25 protein-coding genes are annotated in these 21717 nt (G+C 38.7%); all 25 read right to left on the reverse strand.

Translation table 11 applies throughout. The features are described from left to right. Positions 1-149 precede the first annotated feature (149 nt). Positions 150-1034 carry a 4-hydroxy-tetrahydrodipicolinate synthase gene (gene dapA / locus QZR90_RS08150; RefSeq protein ID WP_295790686.1) on the reverse strand — a complete coding sequence of 295 codons (885 nt, stop codon included), beginning with the start codon at positions 1032-1034 and terminating at the stop codon, positions 150-152. Between the two features lie 21 nt (positions 1035-1055). Then, complete coding sequence (locus QZR90_RS08155; RefSeq protein ID WP_295790689.1) at positions 1056-2096, reverse strand: aspartate-semialdehyde dehydrogenase; 1041 nt, start codon at positions 2094-2096, stop codon at positions 1056-1058. 27 nt (positions 2097-2123) lie between these two features. Then, a complete protein-coding gene (dapB, locus tag QZR90_RS08160; protein ID WP_295790692.1) occupies positions 2124-2921 on the reverse strand; it encodes a 4-hydroxy-tetrahydrodipicolinate reductase in 798 nt (265 codons plus the stop codon). 243 nt (positions 2922-3164) lie between these two features. After that, entirely contained in the window at positions 3165-4835 is a 1671-nt protein-coding gene (recN, locus tag QZR90_RS08165) for a DNA repair protein RecN (RefSeq protein WP_295790695.1), read from the reverse strand. Between the two features lie 6 nt (positions 4836-4841). Continuing rightward, on the reverse strand, positions 4842-5297 hold the full coding sequence (argR, locus tag QZR90_RS08170; RefSeq protein WP_295790697.1) for an arginine repressor: 456 nt from the start codon (positions 5295-5297) through the stop codon (positions 4842-4844). A 3-nt stretch (positions 5298-5300) separates the two neighbouring features. Then, positions 5301-5843, reverse strand: a complete 543-nt coding sequence (locus QZR90_RS08175) for a class I SAM-dependent methyltransferase (RefSeq protein ID WP_295790699.1) — start codon at positions 5841-5843, stop codon at positions 5301-5303. A 32-nt stretch (positions 5844-5875) separates the two neighbouring features. Then, positions 5876-6757 carry an NAD(+)/NADH kinase gene (locus QZR90_RS08180; RefSeq protein WP_295790702.1) on the reverse strand — a complete coding sequence of 294 codons (882 nt, stop codon included), beginning with the start codon at positions 6755-6757 and terminating at the stop codon, positions 5876-5878. An 8-nt stretch (positions 6758-6765) separates the two neighbouring features. Continuing rightward, positions 6766-7569 carry a TlyA family RNA methyltransferase gene (locus QZR90_RS08185; protein ID WP_295790707.1) on the reverse strand — a complete coding sequence of 268 codons (804 nt, stop codon included), beginning with the start codon at positions 7567-7569 and terminating at the stop codon, positions 6766-6768. A 16-nt stretch (positions 7570-7585) separates the two neighbouring features. Continuing rightward, positions 7586-8053, reverse strand: coding sequence for a divergent PAP2 family protein (locus tag QZR90_RS08190; protein WP_295790709.1), 468 nt, complete (start codon positions 8051-8053; stop codon positions 7586-7588). 20 nt (positions 8054-8073) lie between these two features. Further along, complete coding sequence (locus QZR90_RS08195; protein ID WP_295790713.1) at positions 8074-8952, reverse strand: polyprenyl synthetase family protein; 879 nt, start codon at positions 8950-8952, stop codon at positions 8074-8076. 247 nt (positions 8953-9199) lie between these two features. Beyond that, positions 9200-9406: an exodeoxyribonuclease VII small subunit gene (gene xseB / locus QZR90_RS08200; protein ID WP_295790716.1), complete on the reverse strand. Its 207-nt coding sequence runs from the start codon at positions 9404-9406 to the stop codon at positions 9200-9202. Between the two features lie 15 nt (positions 9407-9421). Further along, positions 9422-10636, reverse strand: coding sequence for an exodeoxyribonuclease VII large subunit (gene xseA / locus QZR90_RS08205; protein WP_295790718.1), 1215 nt, complete (start codon positions 10634-10636; stop codon positions 9422-9424). Between the two features lie 254 nt (positions 10637-10890). Continuing rightward, the gene (locus tag QZR90_RS08210; protein WP_295790720.1) at positions 10891-11946 is read right to left on the reverse strand and encodes a metallohydrolase; all 1056 of its coding nucleotides are present in this window, start codon (positions 11944-11946) and stop codon (positions 10891-10893) included. Continuing rightward, the gene (gene nusB / locus QZR90_RS08215; protein WP_295790723.1) at positions 11946-12443 is read right to left on the reverse strand and encodes a transcription antitermination factor NusB; all 498 of its coding nucleotides are present in this window, start codon (positions 12441-12443) and stop codon (positions 11946-11948) included. The genes QZR90_RS08210 and nusB overlap by 1 nt, the downstream gene beginning before the upstream one ends. Next, a complete protein-coding gene (locus QZR90_RS08220; RefSeq protein WP_295790727.1) occupies positions 12427-12828 on the reverse strand; it encodes an Asp23/Gls24 family envelope stress response protein in 402 nt (133 codons plus the stop codon). The genes nusB and QZR90_RS08220 overlap by 17 nt, the downstream gene beginning before the upstream one ends. Next, entirely contained in the window at positions 12828-13235 is a 408-nt protein-coding gene (locus tag QZR90_RS08225) for an Asp23/Gls24 family envelope stress response protein (protein WP_295790730.1), read from the reverse strand. Before QZR90_RS08225 ends, QZR90_RS08220 begins: the two co-directional genes overlap by 1 nt. An 88-nt stretch (positions 13236-13323) precedes the next feature. Further along, positions 13324-13881, reverse strand: coding sequence for an elongation factor P (efp, locus tag QZR90_RS08230; protein ID WP_295790732.1), 558 nt, complete (start codon positions 13879-13881; stop codon positions 13324-13326). Between the two features lie 15 nt (positions 13882-13896). Beyond that, entirely contained in the window at positions 13897-15132 is a 1236-nt protein-coding gene (locus QZR90_RS08235) for a Xaa-Pro peptidase family protein (RefSeq protein WP_295790734.1), read from the reverse strand. A gap of 110 nt (positions 15133-15242) precedes the next feature. After that, positions 15243-15956, reverse strand: a complete 714-nt coding sequence (locus QZR90_RS08240) for a pseudouridine synthase (RefSeq protein WP_295790737.1) — start codon at positions 15954-15956, stop codon at positions 15243-15245. 101 nt (positions 15957-16057) lie between these two features. Beyond that, the gene (cobC, locus tag QZR90_RS08245) at positions 16058-16687 is read right to left on the reverse strand and encodes an alpha-ribazole phosphatase (protein WP_295790739.1); all 630 of its coding nucleotides are present in this window, start codon (positions 16685-16687) and stop codon (positions 16058-16060) included. After that, the gene (locus QZR90_RS08250; protein ID WP_295790744.1) at positions 16650-17765 is read right to left on the reverse strand and encodes a histidinol-phosphate transaminase; all 1116 of its coding nucleotides are present in this window, start codon (positions 17763-17765) and stop codon (positions 16650-16652) included. The genes cobC and QZR90_RS08250 overlap by 38 nt, the downstream gene beginning before the upstream one ends. A 33-nt stretch (positions 17766-17798) precedes the next feature. Continuing rightward, complete coding sequence (locus QZR90_RS08255) at positions 17799-18797, reverse strand: GHMP kinase (protein ID WP_295790745.1); 999 nt, start codon at positions 18795-18797, stop codon at positions 17799-17801. Positions 18798-18806: 9 nt separating this feature from the next. Further along, complete coding sequence (gene cobS / locus QZR90_RS08260) at positions 18807-19562, reverse strand: adenosylcobinamide-GDP ribazoletransferase (RefSeq protein WP_295790747.1); 756 nt, start codon at positions 19560-19562, stop codon at positions 18807-18809. A gap of 62 nt (positions 19563-19624) precedes the next feature. Next, on the reverse strand, positions 19625-20605 hold the full coding sequence (gene cbiB / locus QZR90_RS08265) for an adenosylcobinamide-phosphate synthase CbiB (protein WP_295790750.1): 981 nt from the start codon (positions 20603-20605) through the stop codon (positions 19625-19627). Next, the coding region (locus QZR90_RS08270) for a cobyric acid synthase (protein ID WP_295790753.1) at positions 20593-21717 on the reverse strand (1125 nt) is incomplete at its 5' end. The genes QZR90_RS08270 and cbiB, both read right to left, overlap by 13 nt.

Raw genomic sequence — 21717 nt, forward strand, 5'->3', positions numbered from 1 at the left:
CATATTTTAAATACTAACTACTTTATTATTTGGTAAATTAGGTAATGTACAAAATTTGACTAATCAGTTTCATCTTATTCTAAACTAAAAAACGAACACTTGTTTGTCTAGCCTATTTAAGCCGAACAAAACAAGTGTTCGTTTTTATTTTACTTATTTAATATATGTACTAAGGCTTCATCAACAACTGCCTTTTCAGCTTCACTTGGTTCACACATAGGTAAACGGAATGGACCTGCTGGAAGACCTAACTTTCTAACGGCATATTTTACTGGTATTGGATTAGTTGTAACGAACATAGCTTTAAATATAGGTTGCAATTGCTCGTTAATTTCTTTTGCTTTGGCAATATCACCAGCTTCATAAGCCTTAATCATGTCATTCATTTCACGACCTACAATATGACCTGCTACAGAAATAATACCTAAACCACCAATGGCAATCATAGGTAAGGTTAAAGCATCATCACCACTGTAAATCATAAAACCTTCTGGCAATAAATGGTAAATACGTTGCGCTACAGCAATATCGCCACTGGCCTCTTTAACAGCACAAATATTAGGAGCCACTTTATTTAAACGAGCAATAGTTTCCGGCGTAATAGCGCCACCAGTGCGTCCAGGAACATTATATACAATCACTGGCAAGTCGGTAGCTTCAGCAATAGCCTTGAAGTGTAAATAGCAACCCTCTTGATTTGGTTTGTTATAGTAAGGCACTACAGCCATAACCGCATGAACGCCTGTTTTAGAAGCAGCAGCAGTAAATTCTACTGATCGTGCTGTATTATTAGAGCCAGTATTAGCCACTATAGTTCCTAAATCACCACATTCACTAGCGATGCGTTGAAAGAGCTTTAATTTATCATCATTATCTATAGTTGGACTTTCCCCTGTTGTGCCACAAACAATTAAACCATCAGAACCATTGGCTAATAAATGCTTAGCAAGCTTTACAGCACCGTCAAAATCAACAGCACCATCAGCTGTAAATGGTGTAATCATAGCAGTTAGTACACGACCTAAGGTTTTCATAGAGGAACCTCCTTATGGGAATCAAAATGACTGTTTTTCAATGATATATTCTGCAATTTGTAACGCATTTAAAGCAGCGCCCTTGCGAATTTGGTCCCCTACAATCCAGAAATTCATGCCTTTGTCATTGTATAAATCTTTGCGGATACGACCAATTTCACAGTCGTTTTGATTAGATGTATATAAAGGCATAGGATATTCTTGGGCTTTTGGATTATCTTTTACAATTAAGCCTGGGAATGCTTCACAAGCAGCTCTAAAATCAGCTACACTTACAGGTTCTTCTGTTTCTACTAAAACAGACTCGGAGTGAGAACGATACACAGGAATGCGAATCGTAGTTGGAACAATTTCAATGGCCTCATCATGGAAAATCTTTTGTGTTTCATTGACCATTTTCATTTCTTCCTTAGTATAGTCATTATCGAGGAAAACGTCAATCTGTGGGATTACGTTAAAAGCAATAGGATAATGTTTTTTATCTGAAGCGCAAGGTAAAATATTAGCCTCTAGCTCATCAGTATTAGCGCCCTTACTAACTTGAACTACTTGATTAGTAAGTTCATCTATCCCTTCTTTCCCTGCCCCAGATACAGCTTGGTAAGTACTTACTACCACGCGTTTAATGCGCGATAAATCATATAAAGGTTTTAAACCAAGAGCCATAATAATGGTGGAACAATTAGGATTGGCAATAATCCCTTTATGAGTGTCTATATCTTGTGGATTAACTTCAGGTACAACTAATGGCACATTAGTATCCATGCGGAATGCACTAGAGTTATCAATGACAATGGCACCACGTTTAACAGCTTCAGGTGCTAAGGTCTTAGAAATAGAGCCACCAGCGAATAATGCAATATCAACACCTTCAAACGATTCAGGAGTGGCTTCTTCTACAATGTATGTCTTGCCGGCCACAGTTAATTCTTTACCTGCAGAACGAGCAGAAGCTAATAATTTTAAACTTTCAAAAGGAAATTGGCGCTCCTCAATTAGAGTAATAAATTCCTGCCCCACTGCACCAGTGGCGCCTAATATTGCTACATTTGGTTTTCTCATGTGTATCTCTCCCATTTATTGATATGTTTATAAATAATGTTCTAGTCCGTATGTAAGTCCTTTTTTCTCTTTAATCTTCTTACAAGCAAGTACAACACCTGGCATAAAGGATAAACGACTTAAGGAGTCATGACGCAAGGTCAGTGTTTCATCATAACCACCAAAGAGTACCTCTTGATGTGCCACATAGCCAGGGAGGCGCACACTGTGAATTGTCACCTCGTCTACCTTAGCCCCTCTTGCACCAGGCAAGCTTTCGCGAGTTTTATCTTCTTCAGCCTCTACCTTAGCAGCGGCTTTAGCATCATTAATTAATTTAGCTGTAAGCACGGCTGTACCGGAAGGGGCATCATATTTATGATTGTGATGTAATTCAATAATTTCCACATTAGGAAAATAAGGCGCCAATTCGGCTGCTGTTTTCATTAACATAACAGCGCCTAATGAGAAGTTAGGTGCTACTAAACAGTTAGCTCCTGTGCGAGCCCCTATAGCAGCTAATTCATCTCTTTGCTCTGCTGTAAGACCAGTCGTACCAATTACCATATGCACGCCTGCTTCTAAGACAGTTTTAGCATTTTCAAAAATAATAGCCGGTGTAGTAAAGTCCACGATTACATCCGGCTTTCGCTTAGAAAGGGCCTCAGTTAACGACGCATGAATGGCAATATCTAGTTTTTCAATCCCCGCTGCAAGACCAAGGTCTTCACCAGCTGCACTAGGATCAATGCCACCAATTAAGGTCAGTTCTTGGTCATTATTAACAGCCTTCACAACTTCGCGTCCCATTTTACCCGTTGTGCCACATACCATTACTGTTGTCATCTGTATCCCTCCTAAGAAAAAAGACCAGTGGATTAGCTACCACTGATCTCGGTTTTACAACCTAAACCACCCTTCTTATATCCACTATAAGAATAAGATAGTTAATACGACGCTACTATGTCTAATGAGTAATCCATAGTAATAAGTTTAAAACGATTATTAATAGTATATAATTATTTTGTCCTACCGTCAAATACTTTTGTGTATTTTTGATTGACCTTCTACACTCTCTAAAATGATAGTTTACTTTTTAAAATGTGCAATCATTTCACGTGCCGTCTCTATGGCCGTATGAGAAAAATCTTGTCCCGACATCATGCGGGCAATTTGCTCCACATGTTCCTGCGTAGTAAACTCTTTAATCTGAGATACAGTTCGGCCCTCCACTTCATGTTTATACAAGTGGAAATGATCATCTGCAATACTCGCTGTTTGCGGCAAATGAGTAATACAGAAGACTTGATTATTCTTACTGATTTGTAAAATCTTGCCCGCTACGCGCAACGCAATATCCCCACTAATCCCTACGTCAATTTCATCAAATACGAGTGTTTTTAAGGACTGGTCATTGAACACTGTTTTAAATGCTAAGGCAATACGAGAAATTTCGCCCCCTGAGGCTACTTTATGAAGTGGCAACAAGCCTTCCCCTTTATTAGCGCTAAATAGAAGCTCTATACTCTGTGCCCCCAAGCGATTGAGTTCTTCAAGACCATCAAGCTGAAAGAGTAAACGCGCATTAGGCATGCCTAAGTCAAATAATTGCTTTTGTAGCGCTTCTGCAATATGATGCGCATTTTCTTGACGCAATGTATTTAAAGCCTTTAAAGCTTTAATAGCTTTTGCTTTATTAACTTCTACGGCTTGCGCTAATTCTTCTTTAGCAAAGCTTTGGGCTTCTAATATATCTAAGCGCTCCTGTGCTTGTACTTCAAAAGCTAGAACGGCTTCAATGGTCTCACCATATTTGCGCTTCAAACCGTAAAGCAAAGAGTCGCGCTCTTGGCAATAGGCATAGCGTTCTTCATCATAGGAAATAGTATCTCGATAGCGATCTAAGGATTGTGCCACTTCTTCTAATTGGAAATAAGCAGAATTTAATAGCTCTGAAGTGTCTTTTAAGCCTTCGTCGATGCTCACTAAGTCCTGTACTTCTGACTTAATAGAGTTAACTGCATCTAAAATGGCGTGGCGATCATTATAAAATGCATTATAGCATGATCCTAAGACTTTATCTAATTGTTCAAAACTATCTAAACGCTTCAGTTCAGCTGCCAGCGCCACATCTTCACCAGGCTGGAGTTGAGCTTCTTCAATTTCATCTATTTGAAAGCGCAACATGTCCATTTCACGAGCTCGTTCAGCTGCCATAGTCTCTAAATTATCAAATGCTTTTTTAGCTTCTTCATAGGCCTTATAAGCAGTCACATAAGAACTATAAGCAGTTTTACTGGCTTCATTGTATTCATCTAAATAGCGGTGATGTGTTTCAGCATTCAATAATTGCTGATTATTATATTGCCCATGAATATCTGCTAAATATAAACCTATTTCGCGTAAAGCCTTCAAGGGAATAACTTGATCATTAGCTAAAATATTAGATTTTCCTTGGCGATTAAAGGATCTAGACAAAATTAAGAGTCCGTCCTCTTCCACCATAATATTTTTCTCTTCTAATAGAGCTAACAATGCTTTATTATCAGCAATGTCAAAGACTCCTTCCAAAATAAAGGAGTCTTTTTCATGACGTATAAATTCATTACTAGCACGCTCACCTAGTAAAATGCTGAGCGCATCCATCAAAATAGATTTGCCGGCCCCAGTTTCACCAGTAAAAATAGTAATGCCCTTAGAAAATTTTAAATTCATCTGTTCAATGAGGGCAAAATTGCGAATCCCCATCTGTAATAACATATGAAATTATCCCTTCATCAAATCAGAAATTCGTTTCAATACAGGTTGTACTTCTTCTATAGAACGAGCAATGAGTAAAATTGTATCGTCCCCTGCAATCGTACCAATAATTTCATTCCACTTCGCATGATCAATGGCAAAGGCTACGGCCTGCGCAGAGCCAGGTAAGGTGTGAAGTACGATTTGGTTAATACTAAAATCCACCCTTGTAATGGAATCTTGGAACAAGCGATGAATGCGATTAGTAGATAATAATACATTTTCTTCAGGCGATAAGGCATAACGATAATGACCGTCGCCAGTAGGAATTTTGATGAGCATCAACTCTTTGATGTCACGCGATACAGTAGCTTGTGTAACTTCAATGCCGCGTTCAGCTAGAGCTTGCGCTAATTCTTCCTGCGTTTCTATGGAACGAGATTGTACTATTTCTTTAATGATATTATATCTATACCGTTTCATAAGTCACCGTCCTTTAATAATAAATAACACTGGTGGATTGTTTATTTGATTCACTGGAGCCCATGTAGACACATCATATTGGCGCTGCGGCAAAGACGTTAAAAATTCTTTAACGCGCTCACACTCAGTTTGCCCCTCTGCTGTGCCTGGATAGGCTACAATCGTGATTAATCCGTCTTTATTTAACTTCTCTAACCCTGCTTCAATCGCTTTAATGGTAGTATCACTATGAGTCATTAATTCATGATTACCACCAGGCAAATATCCCAAATTAAATATGAGTAGGTCAATGCCTGTAGATGGTAATTCAATAGTCTTGAGCAAAGTATCATGAGAACCTAAAAGAAATTGCATATCCACATCTTTCCGATTTAGCTGCTTAGCTAGAAGTGCCTCACTCTTTTCGAGGGCCACCGGCTGAATATCTAAGCCCCATAGTTTAGCACCTGGCGCAGCATGTTGAGCTAAAAACAAGAAGTCCTGACCATTTCCTAAGGTCGCATCTATAATTGTATTTGCCTTAGGAAGCTGATCTTGCCAAAACATGTGTTGAAACTTTACTGCATGATTTAAATTTATCATAACAGCTCTTCTCGTCTTGCTGACAATTTCTTAAATAAGGTAGCAAAGAATTTTTGATCGTAAAAACGTACATAGCGGCTATATAATGAACTAGCTTCAATATGCAAAGTGTCCTCATTAGAGAATTCATAATCAAAAGTACCATCAATGCATATATGTAGATTTTTTTGTCGCTTTGGCATCGTTAAATCAATGCGTGCACTTTCCTTTAAGACTAAGCTCACGCTTTGCAATAAATGCGGTGCTATTGGCGTTACAATAATGGAATGATTATCTGGCGCCATAATAGGGCCTCCGGCAGATAAGTTATACCCCGTAGATCCTGTAGAGCAAGATACAATTAAGCCATCAGCTGGATACATCTGCGTATAGCCTTCATTAATCGCCAAGTTGATGCGGGCCATCTTAGCTGGCTCTGAACAGCACACCACCACTTCATTAATAATAGGTGTTAACTTTTCCACACCATCAGGACGACGAATCTCAGCAGCTAAATGAATACGGTTTTCCACTCGATAGTCACCGCGCGCGATTTTATCGATACGATTTTCCATATCCGCTAATTCAATCTGATTCAAAAAGCCTAATTCCCCTAAATTGATACCACAAATAGGAACATCATGCATATAAATTTGACGAGCCAAGTGAATGATAGTGCCATCACCACCAAAGCTAAAAGCTATATCTAAATGCTTAAAAATCTCTGGACGCGGTAAAACACGCGCTTTCGGAACCCCTAATATATTAGGCAAGTCATATTCTTCTAGGTCCGCTGGAATCCAAACTTCAAGGCCTCGTGCAATACAGAGATCATGAGCCTGCTTTAATACCTTTATAATATTTTCTTTCCCCATATTAGGGATAAAACCTATTCGCATTGTATCACCTACATTTGATGGGCTGCATTCACGGTTTCATTAATGAGCTCGTCTGTAACCGCCAACGCGCCATCCATATTTTTCTTAAAATAACCTAAAAATTCAATATTCCCTTCCGTACCTTTAATTGGTGAGTACGTAAGGCCATGTAAGTAAAAACCACAATCTAGCGCCATATGTAAGATTCGATGTAGTACTTCTATATGTGTTGCCGGGTCACGAACAATGCCGCCTTTGCCAACTTTTTCACGGCCCGCTTCAAATTGCGGCTTAATGAGAGCTACTAAAGAACCTGTATCCTTTAATAAAGTCACTGCTACTGGCAAGACCTTATCCAAGGAGATAAAGGCTACGTCAATGGAAATAAAATCTGCCAATTCACCTAATTGCTCCGGGGTCACTGTGCGAATATTTTGCTTTTCCATATTGATAACGCGCTCATCTTGACGTAAAGACCAGGCCAATTGATTGTAGCCTACGTCAATGGCAAATACTTTCTGAGCCCCATTTTGCAAGGCACAATCAGTAAATCCACCTGTAGAGGCTCCAATATCAACCATAACGGCATCAGTTAAATCAATGCTATATAGTTCAATGGCCTTTTCTAATTTCAAGCCACCGCGACTTACATATTTTAATTGCTGACCTTTCACCGATAAGTCTGCATCAATAGGCACCTTTGTGCCGGCCTTATCAACGCACACTGTGCCCATAAAAATCTGCCCTGCCATAATGGCTAATTTGGCTTTTTCTCGGCTCTCAAAAAGGCCTCGATTCACTAATAGCACATCTAAACGTTCCTTTGTACTCATATCCATCCCTTTTAAGCTAAATAAAATTATAGTACATCACAGAAGCCACTATATAACCTAAAATAGCACCACCAAAGACTTCAAATGGCGTATGTCCCAGCAATTCCTTAAGCATTCGTCCACTCTCCATATATACAGGAATATCACGAGTTTTAAAATGCTCTAATAATTGATTCAGTATCTGTGCTTGACGGCCCGCTTCACGACGCACGCCCGAAGCATCATACATAACAATGAGCGAAAATACTAAAGCTATGATAAACAAATCAGAATCTACACCATGCTTGTATCCTAAGGCGGTAGTCAAGGATATAACTAATGAGGTATGAGAACTAGGAAATCCACCTGAACCAACTAAACGTTCCCATTGGAACCGCTTAGCCTGTAGCAATACAATAACAAACTTAATTGCCTGAGCTAAAAACCACCCCCACAATGCAGCCTGTGCTATATAATTACTAAATACTTCATGTAAAAAATTCATCTTACCTCTATTCCCTCAAATTAATTCGTGCGATGTAGTAAATAATCAATAATCCCTAATAAAATCGATGTATCGCCTTCTACATTAGCTAGGGCAGCTTTAGCTTTTTGGCCTACTTCCAACGCTTTTTTACGTGCCTCAGCTTCACCTAAAATAGATACATACGTAGCCTTGTGCATTTTTTCATCACTACCTGGCATTTTCCCTAATTCTTCAATTGTGCCAGTCACATCTAAAATATCGTCTGTAATCTGGAATAGCAGTCCCAATTGATTGCCATATTCCATGTAGCTATCGTATACATTTGGCTTCGCATCAGCTAAAATAAGCCCAATCTCAATAGCCCCTAAGAAGAGAGCCCCAGTCTTACCTTTATGTAAAATTTGAAGCTCCTCTAAGGTCAATGTACGGCCTTCAGACGACAAGTCAAAGGCTTGTCCCCCTACCATACCACTAGGTCCAGCCATCTTTGCTAGTGCCATAATAGCTGCAATTTTTTGATCATCTCTCGCCTTCGTATTGCGCCCCATAAGCTCGAAAGCATAGGTATTTAAACCATCGCCAGCTAAAATAGCCATACCATCACCATATACTTTATGATTGGTTAAGTTGCCACGACGGTAATCATCATTGTCCATGGCTGGTAAATCATCATGGATTAACGAATAGGTATGAATCAGTTCAATGGCACATACCATTTCCTTATATGGCTCTGGTGACACACCTAAGGACTCCATCACAGCCTTTGTAAGGATAGGTCGTATTCGCTTGCCTCCCATCATAAGGCTATACTTCATGGCTTCATATAATCCATTATATTCTTGGCAAGGACTCTCTAATGCAGTAGCTAAAAAGCTTTCTGTCCACGTTTTTCCATCCTTTAAATAGGCCTTTAACATACTAATCTCCCATGCACTTTATTTCGTATATAAAAACATTAAACATAATTCAACTTTGTATAATCAATCACGCCCTTGTGGGATCAAATTACCCCACTCTAAAAGAAAAGAATATTTTGAAAAATTGCATTTTCTAACATTTGTAAGGGCTCTAAAAGAATATACTAACATAATTATTATACACTACAATATACAGTTTATACAAAAAATTTTACAATTTGTATAGATATTTTATGCAAATATAATTTTATTCGCCAATTCGCACTTCATCAATGATTTGTTTTACTTCAGTCTCTACACTTTGAAGCATGAGGGAGCACTCTTTTACAAGGGTAAGCCCCTTCTTATATTGGGCCAATAAATCGCTTATAGATAGCTCATTTTCATCTAAATTTTTAACGATTTCTTCCAGTGCAGCATATTTCTTTTCATAGTTTTTCAATGTATTCGCCATAGTAATTGAACTCCTTTATTTACTTTTAAATGAATTGCTTATATCTTCTACAGTGGCACCGATTTGTCCATCTTGTAAAGTAATGACTAATGTATCGCCAGTTGCTACATCCTTAACTGAGCGAATACTGCGCCCCTCTACTTCTACCTTACTATAACCTTTTACTAATAGGTGGAGAGGGTTGAGCAATTCTAATTGTTGGGCTAATAAGGCTAGTTTATTTTCTTGTTTTTGTATTTGCGCCTTACTGCAATGCCCTAAATTATGCATACATTCATCGAGTTTACTACGCTCTTTATGAATCAACGTCAATGCAGGTATCCCTAATTTACGATTGAATAAAGCTTGTAACTCTTGTTTTTTTACTTCCAAGGTGCGATTCATTACATAATGTAAATATTCTTGCTTCTCTTCCAAGCGACGCAACAAATAAGCCACTGGAAATACCGTTAATTCGGCTGCATGACTGGGCGTAGCACCGCGAGCATCAGCCGCAAAATCACAAAGTGTATAATCGGTTTCGTGTCCCACAGCAGAAACGATAGGCTTCTGACAATGATACACAGCCTCTACTACTTGACGATCATTAAAGCACCATAAGTCTTCCATAGAGCCACCGCCACGCCCTACAATGATCAACTCTACCTCTTTATCTGCATCAGCCGCCTTTATCCCCTTAGATATAATAGGACCTGCTTTTTCTCCTTGAACTTGCACTGGGAAAAGTTTAAAGGTGACAAATGGATTTCGTTGTTTAGCAACATGCAAAATATCATGTAATACAGCCCCTGATTCTGATGTAACTAACCCAATACAAGTAGGCATTTCTGGTAATGGCTTCTTATGTGCCTCATCGAAGTAACCTAAGGCAGTCAATTCTTTTTTTAGAGCTTCATAAGCTAATTGATAAGGACTCTTCTGTCCAATCTCTAAATCATTACAAATAAGGCTTAAACGACCTGTTTTTTCATAAAAGTTTATTGTTGCTCTCATAGTCACAAATAGACCATTCTCTAGAGCGCCTACTAAGCCCTTCTTTTGCGCCGTACTAGACCACAAAGCTACATCTATAGAGGCATCATCATCCTTAATAGAGAAATAATAATGTCCCGTGCTATGACGCTTTAAATTAGAAATAGTACCGCCTACATAGCAGTTTTTTAATAAATATTCGCGTTCTAATGTGCGTTTAACTAATCCGCACAAACGCGTGACGGAGAATACATCCATAAGTACTCCTTCCCTCAAGTATCAACAATATTACATAGCGCTTACGGTCTATAAAAAAATCTAGTCCTGTAAGACTCATCTAATGAAATAGTATTTTACATAGACCTTATGGTCTACAACCCCAAATATCTAGCCCGGTAAGAATTCATCTAATAAAATAGTATCTTCCTTAGAATTTTACCTAATCACTAATAACTAAGTATATGAAAACAATACCTGCTATTACTAGCAGGTATTTGGATACACTATACATATTACAATGTAGATAATAAACTAGCCCCATAGGCTACACCAGTCGCATTATCAGAACTATATTGAGGGCTTGCAAAATGAATGGTAATTCGTTCTTTCTGAGCATAGTCTAACAAAGCTTGGCGCAAATAAAAATTACACATTACACCGCCTACAGCAATTAAATGCTTAGCAGGGCGCTGTTTTTGATAAAAGCGTAAAAATCTAACTAATGATAGACTAATACACTGAAACACAGCCATAGCCATAGTAGCCGTAGTATACTCGCCTCGCTCTAAACGCCTTTGCGCTTCACTACAAGGACCACCAAAACTCATTTGCCCTTTTTTTACTGATATGGGCAAGGATCTAAAATTAGTATGTATCGCAGCATCTTCAGCATCTAAGTGTAACTGACTTGCCTTAAGGCTACTATCCTTGCTAGAGTCTAAAAGATCCCCTACATAGGCATAGGCCTTCGGATCAGCAAATACATCGCGCGCCGCAGCCTCTAAATGAGGTCCTGCCGGGAAAGGCAATCCCAAAGCAACGCCAATGCGGTCCACAAATTGCCCTCCATGCAAATCTATAGCTCCACTAATTAACTCAGAATTAAACAGCCCTTCTTCATTAGGCGTACAATACATCAATTCAGTAGTTCCACCTGATACGTGGAGACTATAAAAAGGCTCTTGAATAATATGGCCTAATTCACGGCAAGCGGCCAAGATATGATTTTCCTGATGGGAGAACTCAAATAAGGGCACTCTCATCATATGAGCTAAACTATGAGCTGTACCGCGACCAACTAAAAATGCAGGCATATACGAATTTTCTTCTCGTCGAGGAAAAGCGCTAACACCAATGCCACGGAGCACATATTCTGAAGGTAGGTCCTCCATTAATTTTGGCAAGGCCCTCATGTGTTGAAACACCATTTCTGATTGTTGCAAACCTCTTCGCCCCGGTTTTACCTCTAATAGCTTACGAGATTCACCAAGTAATTGACCCGATTCATCAACCAAGGCACAAGACGTAGTATAACAGCTTGTATCAAGGCCTAAAAACGCCGATTTCATTAAACTTCTCCTACACCAGTTGTGCTTTGGACAGTCTTAGTGTCTCCCTCAGTGCTAGCATCTACAGAATTTACTTTATTACGAGAAGTCTTTGGTGCATTAGATTTTCTCACCGTATCCAATACAGCATTAACAAATTTATAACTATTGTCAGCACCATATTCTTTAGTGAGTTGAATGGCTTCATTAATAATAATGCGAGGATCTACGCCATCATTGGAATATAGCATTTCCCACGCAGCCATGCGCAATACATTGCGCTCTACAGCACCGAGATGCGCAATCTTACGCTTTGGAGAATGGCTTTGTAAAATTTCATCAATAGTTCCTAATTCTGCTTCAGTACCTTTTATAATGGCCTCTGCAAATTCTAAATCGAGGGCTGGAAAATCATCTGTAGGGATGCTCACCGGTGCATCCCCTTTATGAAATTCCGTAGCATATAAGGTTTGAAACGCATAGACTCTAGCTAAGCGACGATTACGATTCTGTTTCATTCTTAGTCTCCTCTTTGACCTGGTCTGGTCCAATAACATGTTCAAAATGTACATCAATTCTTACATCTTGTATATCTAGCATGCGTTTCAACTCCGCCTTAATGTCTCGACGAATTTGTTCTGCCATGGCAATCAAAGAATAGCCATATAATACATTGACATAAATATTAATTTCCAGGCCTTCTTTACGATGTTTAATATTCATACCTGGAAGATTTTTCTGTCCAAAATTTCTAGCAATACCATTTACAACACCATGATAAAAGCTACTGCTAAGGGAGTGGTAACCGGGAATAGTGCCCATAACACGAGTTGCAATTTGCAAAATCACATCATCAGATACTTCAACTCTAATCGACTTTCTCATTGATTTATCTAGATCCATTAGCGAACGCCCCCTTCATCGCCTACAGGCCTGCCACCAACTGGCGTAAAAATATCGTCAAAAACTATATCTTGAACGAAAATATTTACAGAATCAACGGAGGTGCCAGTTAATTCAACAATGCCTGATTTTACATGCTCTTGTACGCGCAAGGCTACATCGGGAATACGGTAACCATAACGCACTACCACATATAAATCAATAGTTAGGCTTCCATCATCACTGTGTTTTATGCGAACACCTTCCCATTGATTTTTCATGCCTACTAAATTAGCAATATCATCGCCAGCAGTCGTACTCATAGACTCAATCCCTCTTACTTCTAAGGCTCTTAAAGAAGCAATGGTCGTATATATATTATCATTGATTTTTGTTACACCCTCAAAAAAAGAGTTTTGTTCACTCATAGTACGCCGCCTTTCACACATAAGCATAAAAGCATTTGCCTACAACGATTGCGCGTTAGAGACAAATGCTTTACGTTTTAAAATTTAATTACGCACGTTCGATGTATTGACCAGTACGAGTATCGATGCGAAGTACATCATCCACTTCGATGAATAAAGGTACTTTTACAACATAACCGGTTTCCAAAGTAGCTGGTTTGTTACCACCAGTTGCAGTATCGCCACGGATACCAGGGTCAGTTTCAACTACGCGAAGTTCTACAGCAACTGGTAAATCAATACCAATTACAATGCCTTGGAAGAACATAATGCTTACTTCCATGTTTTCTAACAAGAAGTTTTTAGCATCACCTAATTGTTCCAAATTAAGTTCAACTTGATCATATGTTTCATTGTCCATGAATGTGTAGGCACCATCAGCCTCATATAAGTATTGCATGCGACGACGATCAACATGAGCTTTAGGCACTTTTTCACCAGCATTGAATGTACGTTCAACAACAGCGCCAGTTTGCAAGTTCTTTAATTTACAACGAACAAACGCAGCCCCTTTACCTGGTTTTACGTGTTGGAAGTCAACAACCTGCCACACGTTGCCATCGAGCTCAATCGTTACGCCCGGACGAAAATCATTACTAGAAATCATTTAAAATCCCTCCGTTTAACCTTCTAATTCTATTAATTCCTTCGAGGTATGTGTAATAATTTCACAACCCTCGTCAGTAACAATAACAGTATCTTCAATGCGAAGACCACAATTACCGCCAGTGAGGCCACCTATGGTATGAACCCCTTCTAAATATATACCTGGCTCAATTGTTACAATCATATTTGGTTCTAATTTCGTTTTAGATTTTTTAGATGCTACCGGCTCTTCATGGATATCAAGCCCCACTCCATGGCCAGTGCCATGTTCATATACTAAGCCTTTTAAATCCTCGCGGTCAAGGAAATTCTTGCGGCATATAGCATCTAACTCGGCTCCCGTCATCCCTGCTTTTACAGCACGCACTCCATTGAGCTGAGATTCTAACACAACATTATAAATATATTTTTGAAATTCGGACGCTTTTCCCATTACGATAGTGCGCGTCATATCTGAATGATAGCCTTTGTATACAGATCCAAAGTCAAAGGTAACAAAGTCACCAGCTTCAATGACTTTATCAGATGCTACGCCATGGGGCATATTAGACCGATGACCGGAAGCCACTATAGTTTGGAAAGACGCTTCCTCTGATCCACGGCTGAGCATTTCCTTTTCTAAAATAATGCGCGCTTCATTTTCTGTCATCCCCACTTTTAATTGTGGCAACATAGCAGCAAATGCTTCATCCCCGATCTTAGCAGCCTGTCTCATAAGATCTAGTTCATCATCCCGCTTTACAGCTCGTAACATAGTAAAGTTTTCAGATTTGAATCCTTCAATATTAGTAACTGTTTCACTCATTTTTACATATGTATCTACAGGCATATAACTGCCTTCGAAAACACATACTTTAATGGGCTGGGCACTCTTTTCGACGAGCTCTTTAATTGTTAGCCATATAGGAGATGGTTCTTTAGCTTGCTTATCAGAGGCTTTATTATCCTTAGCTTCATCTGAAGAATTCAATATATCTTCACATGATTCGCTAGCTTGAATGTTATCTACGGCTTTATTATTAGGGCTCTTCTTAACTTCATATTGAATCACTGTAAAGCCTTCACATTGATTAGTCGCTTGAATGCGATAGCGGCTATCTACAATTAAAAAGGCCTCGGTTTGTGTTATAAAGGCCACTGCCGTCGTGCCAGTAAAACCAGTGAAATACTGCAAATTAGCTTCACTGATAAGGATACTAGCATCATAATTTTTATCTTTTAAAAAGTCTTGTAAACGACGTAATCCATTCATAAAAAGACTCCCTTAACTTAAAAATTTTTCATTTAATGATACCACAAAAACGCAATTTTGACTATTACTTTTTAGGATTTCACCGCTTAAAGGAAGTTCCTAATTTATGATTAAGTTATAGATTGAATATCCTTTTCATCTAGGTCCATAAAGGAGCCTAATTCTTCAATGCCCTCTAAGGTAAAAGGACCTACTGATTCGCGCTTTAAATACACTACTTCACCACCAGCCGCACCAATCATACGTTTAACTTGGTGAAATTTTCCTTCTCGTATAGTCAGCCTAGCTGCTTGGTGCGCCTCAACAGAGCCTAGTAATTCTATATCAGCAGGTTTGCATGCAGTGCCATCACCTAAAACAAGGCCGTCTTTAATTCGATTAATCCCTTCAGTCGTTAATTCACCTGTATATTCAACATAATATACCTTATCAATTTCCTTTTTGCCATTAATTATGCGATGAGCCCAACTCCCATCATTAGTAAGCAGTAATAGACCTTCTGTGTCCTTATCTAAGCGCCCCACCGGAAATACTTCAAGAGACGTAAACTCTGGCGGCAATATATCCATTACAGTAGCATCATAAGAATCATGGGCTGCACAAATATAGCCAGCAGGCTTATTAAATTTTACATAGTAAACCATTTGAGAACTTACTACCTCGCCATGAACTGAAACCACATCAGCATCGGTATTAATGTTAATATCTTTTTTCTTTACTACTTCACCATTGAGCATGACTACGCCTTGCTTTATAAGAGCGTGAACTTCTTTTCGCGTACCAAATGCTTTATGGGCTAAAAATTTATCGATTCGAAGACGCATTGTATCACCTTATTCATTGAATATAGTTAAATTTTTCCATTAAAAAATAGTAATTATAAACATAATTACTATTTCCTATTTAGGATTCTAAAGGAATCCTCTTACTTAATTGTATCTAAATGCTTCGTATCATTCAAGAAATTAAGAATATTGTGATCCTCTTCACTAGAGCCAAAATATTGTAATTTTGTAATCGATGTATTGCCTTGGCTAAAATTCCAAGAGTAATGAAGTGGCAGGTTTAAGATTTTACAAATAATCGTGCGATTTGTCCCGCCATGAGCTACTACTAAAATAGTCTTATCTTTACCTACCTCAGTCATTTCATCATGTACAGCACTCCACGCTCGAGTTTGTACCTCTTTAAAAGTCTCTCCCTTTGGCAAGCTTAAATTTTCTGGTGAACGATACATTGTGAAAATGCCATTAGGCCATTTCGCTTCAATTTGATCATAGGTTAAGCCTTCCCACTCACCAAAATTGATTTCTTGTAAGCGTTTATCGGTTTTAAAAGACACGCTGCGCCCTTTATAAATGTATTCAGCAGTAATTCGAGCTCGATCTAAATCACTGGCAATGATACTATCAAAATGTACAGGTTTTAATACTTCAGCTACAGCCTTTGCTTGTTTAATGCCTAACTCATTGAGGGGTACATTCGTATGACCTTGGTATAGGCCTTGGTTGTTCCAATCAGTCTGTCCATGTCGAACTAAATAAATTGTGTTCATTACCATACTCCTTTACATGTGAAAGTAATACATTGTTTTCTTCTTTTTTCTTAATTGCTATGCGAAACCAACCAGAACCTAATCCTTCATAATTTTGGCAGTCTCGAATCATTATATGATGACGATTCACATAAGCAGTAAAATCCTCTAAATTAGGACTCTTAGGAAGCCATTTAAGTAATATAAAATTTACACTTGGCTCAACAACCTCTAAAAAAGGGAATTTTTGTAAGGCTTTGTAAATACGCTGTTTTTCTTCTTTTATATACGCTTTACTAGCTTCGATATACTCAAAATCACACAACGCTTTCACTCCATAGACCTGCGCTAATCGATTTACAGACCACGCAGGTAGTACATGACGAAGCCTTGTTAATAGCTCTGGAACCCCTAGTATAGCCCCTAAGCGCAGACCTGGCACAGCATAAAACTTTGTCAAAGAATGAAGCACTAATAAATTTGAATGCATTTTGCAAAGCTGACGCACACTTTGTTGTTCATCAGTAAATTCTATAAAGGACTCATCCACTAATACATAGGAACCTTCACTTTTAACAGCATCTAGATAGGCTTCAAAAGCCTCTCTATCAATTAAGCTGCCATCAGGGTTATTAGGATTCCCCACTATGTATAAACAAGGATTCTCTTTAGCTCCCTTACCTAGCGGCCAATGAACTTGTAAACCGCCTAAACCATCTAAAGGATAGGTGTAAACAACTTTATTATAAGCCTTTGCAGCCTTGGTGTATTCGGAAAATCCCGGTGCTGGCACACACACCTTAGTTACTGGAACTACTTGCATAGCTGCGTATAAAAGCTCTGAAGCACCATTGCCTAACAATATATACTCAGTCGGTAACTGTAAGCGGTCCCTAAGTGCCACTAGCATGTCACTATTATTAATATCTGGATAATGCTCACATTCCTTAAGGGCCCTAGTCAATGCCTCATAGCCCATATGACTCATACCTAGAGGGTTTATATTCGCACTGAAATCAAGCACATCAGAAGGATGTACGCCCTTTGCGTGAGCAAACTCATAGATATTCCCACCATGATTGACCCCGCGCTGACTCATACATTACCTCCTTTATTTTGCCCTTACAAGCTATCAGTTATTTCTATAAATCTCTATAGTATCTATTGTATCATAGGTTATACCTTCATTTGTAGTATTAACTGTGTCAAAATACGCCAAGGTGGGACATTTTTTTAACACTTCGGTCTTAGCCTCAGCCAAATCCATGGAAGTTGGAAACATAAAAGCCACAATCGTACCACTATGAGCTATGATAATACCATAACTATTAAGCTCTTTGCTAAGTTCTATACAAGTCTCTAATTCTGACTTGTACAATATACTTTGATTTGCCTTAGCACTCATTGTAGCCGCTGCTCCAATTCGCCAAGGATCATTTTTCTGCAAGCCCTCAACTAAAAGAGCAAAGGCTTCAGTTATAGAGCCTTCCTTTTGTTTAATTTTCTGTGCTAAATCCGGTTGTGCATTAAAGCTTACGGTATCTATCATACCACCTGTATCAAATACTAAGAGCTGCATTGATGGCATAGACCCCAGCTCTCTCGTTACAATGCCACTTATATAATCAAATTGAACTATACCTGGATAAAATGAGGCATCAGTTGGTTCTATTTGCAAGCAAAGAGCACCTATATCTTTAGGATTTAAAGTTTTTCCTTGGAGCAAGCTAAAGGCTAATGCAATAGCACTAAGATCCGCACTGCTAGAAGCTAAGCCCTTACCTATAGGCAATTGGGAGGCACATAATATTTGCTCTCTATAGGTCTGTTCAAACCCTAACAGCTTCGCCATGGCCTGCCCTTTGCTTTTTAAATGGTCAAAGTTTAACTCATGTATAAGCTTTAAAAATTGTTCACTAGTAAAATTAGATGTATTTCCATTAGATTCATGTAAATTGTCTAATTGCTCTAAGCTTATATCTTTCAATATAGGCCACAAGGTCAATAATTTTTCATTGCTTAAAGCATAGGAGTACCGATTGATGGGACAGGTTACTAAAAAATGTTGTCCCCCTATGGAACCTTGCAAAAGTTCACCACAGGATCCTGGTGATTTTACAATATGTAACACTAGTCCCTCCTAAAGAAAATTAAATGAGTGTAGAGAAATTAAAGCTAAACTAATCATCAAAAATATAACTTCGCTCACTTCGATGACAAAGCCATATGTATCGCCTGTAACCCCCTCTATTTGTGTTACAATAAAGCGGTTTAATAAGAGATTAAGACCTATCATAAGCCCCAGTATTAGAACATAATGCCAATGTCCATATATGGCCGGCAACAAAGCAACAAGCGTTGCCCACCAAAGAGTCGATTTAGGGGAATATATGGCAAAAGCCTTGCCCATTCCTTCGGGACGAGCGTACGGAAAAAGGCGAATGCTCATAGTAAGGCCATAGCGACTCAACACGGGCATTATAAATAGTAATTCATAAATAAATTGACTTGGCACATTCGCCAGCAATTGCCATTTCAATAAAACTAAAAATACAAAACCTACTACACCATTAGAGCCTACCCGACTATCTTTCATAATGGCTAATTTGCGTTCTTTATCGCGCCCAGAAAAGAGACCATCACAGCTATCCATAAAGCCGTCTGCATGGAGTCCACCAGTAAATAAAAACTCGAACACTACAATTCCTAAAGCCACTAATGAAAGCGGTAGAAAAGAGCTAAATACAAACCAAATGGCCATTAAAAAGAGCCCAATAACAGCACCAATGAGAGGAAAGAAAACGACCGACTTTCCAAAGTCCTCTATATTCCATTCAGTTTGATTTACTAGCTTTAAGCGCGTTAAAAACTGTAAACCTACGAAAAAAGCATTCATTGATAAAAACCTTCCTAAGATGGTGCTAACTTATTTTAAAGTGCACTCCCTGCAAAATTTATCTAAAATAAACTCAAAATAGCTTTGGACAATATGCTACTCAGCACTAAGCCTAAGAGCGTGCAAATATACATTAAACCAATCGTCTTTACAATATGATAAGACCTAAGTGGTTTAATTGGATCCCCCATATAGGCTCTAAAAGTAGTTTCTGTGCCATATGTATTATAACCGCCCAATCGAATATGCAAAGCCCCTGCTACAGGAGCTTCAGCATAGCCACCATTAGGGCTAGGATGTAAATGTGCATCCCGCAAGGTTATGCGAAATGCAGCACGCCAATCATGGCGTAGCAGCGCAGCTGCCACTACATAAAGAATCCAGGTAATGCGAGCAGGAATAAAATTTGCCATATCATCTAAGCGAGCCGCTACTCTACCAAAATATAAATAGCGGTCATTTTTATACCCTAGCATAGAGTCAAGAGTATTTACAGTGCGATAAAAGATAGCGCCTAAGCTACCAAAAAGAGCGAAAAATAATAAAGGTGCTATGATTCCATCCACTGTATTTTCAGCTACCGTTTCCACTGTAGCACGCGTAATCTCCCCTTCGTCTAAGTCACTAGTCTTCCGCCCCACAATATAACCGACTCGCTTACGTGCCTCATCTAATAGGCCGCGACGCAATAAATTAGCAATCTCTAGGCCTGCTTCAGCTAAACTTCGAGGGCTAATAGCAATATACAATAGAATAACATCTATAGTATAGCCAATCCAAGGATTTATGGTGCCTCCAATAAGCTGTAATCCAAAGGCTATAATAAGGACTGTAAAAATAACTAGTACAACAGTCAAAAAACCATGAAATATTTTTTTCTGCGCCCGGTCTTTTTCCTTGTAAAGTTTCTTTTCATAAAAAGTAATGCATCGACCAATGAGCGCCACCGGATGATATTTACTTTGCGGATCCCCTACCAAGCCATCTAAGAGAAACGCCCAAAAGGGAATCAAATAATGAGAATTATTAATTAACCATTCCATACAGCTGGCTCCTCAAAGAGTGAGTTAATATAGTCCATATCTAAATGAGATTCTACAATGCTAGCTAAGCGATTATAAGCCTCTTCCTTATGGGCAAAATAATTAAAGCTTCGCTGAATGGGATTTAATCCTTTTATTAAGCGCATTTGATCTAAAATAAAATGACGAAACTCATCATTGTCAAATACTCCATGAATATATGTGCCCATAATTAATTGACTGCCACTGAGGCCTCCGTCAACAATATGCACTTGGTCTTGACTGCGACTTTTTATAGTAAATGGATGTCCTAATGGCTCTGTAAATTCAGTGCGGCCCATATGAATTTCATAGCCTTTCATATGCTGTGCTGAAAAATGTCCACCTAGGAAATCAAGATTTACTGTATAAAAACTAACTTGATGAGTTAATTTATCTTTGGTCATTGTCGTAATCATTGGCAACAAGCCTAAGCCTTCCATGCTTTCAATAGGTCCTTCTACGCCATCTGGATCTTTGAGCTCTAAACCGAGCATCTGGTAGCCACCACAAATGCCGATAACAGGAACACCATTACTTACAAGCGTATCAATTTCTTCTTTATAGCCTGAATTTTTTAAATACGCTAAATCAGCCAATGTATTCTTGGAACCAGGCAAGATAACTAAATCAGTATGCCCTATAGGCTCACCAGGCTTAACAAATCGCAATGCTACATCTGGTTCATAACGCAGGGCATCAAAATCAGTGAAATTAGAAATTTTAGGCGTTTGAATAACAGTAATTGTTAAATCTTTGTCCTTTACATAACTATGACCTTCTAACGCAACAGAGTCTTCTTCATCTATATCTAGATTTTCAATAGCCGGTATAACTCCTACCACTTTTTTACCAGTTTTTTCTTCAATAAAATCTAGGGCAGGTGTCAATAAATTAATATCTCCACGGAATTTATTGATAATAATCCCCTTAACTAAATCGCGCTCTTCTGGCTCTAATAATTCTAAAGTCCCCACTACAGCCGCTATGGCACCACCGCGGTCAATATCAGCTACCAGTAAGACTGGAATATTGGCCATCCTAGCCACTCTCATATTGACGATATCATTAGCCTTTAAATTAACTTCCGCAGG

Origin of the sequence: uncultured Veillonella sp., assembly GCF_900545795.1 — a bacterium.
Lineage (GTDB): Bacteria > Bacillota > Negativicutes > Veillonellales > Veillonellaceae > Veillonella_A.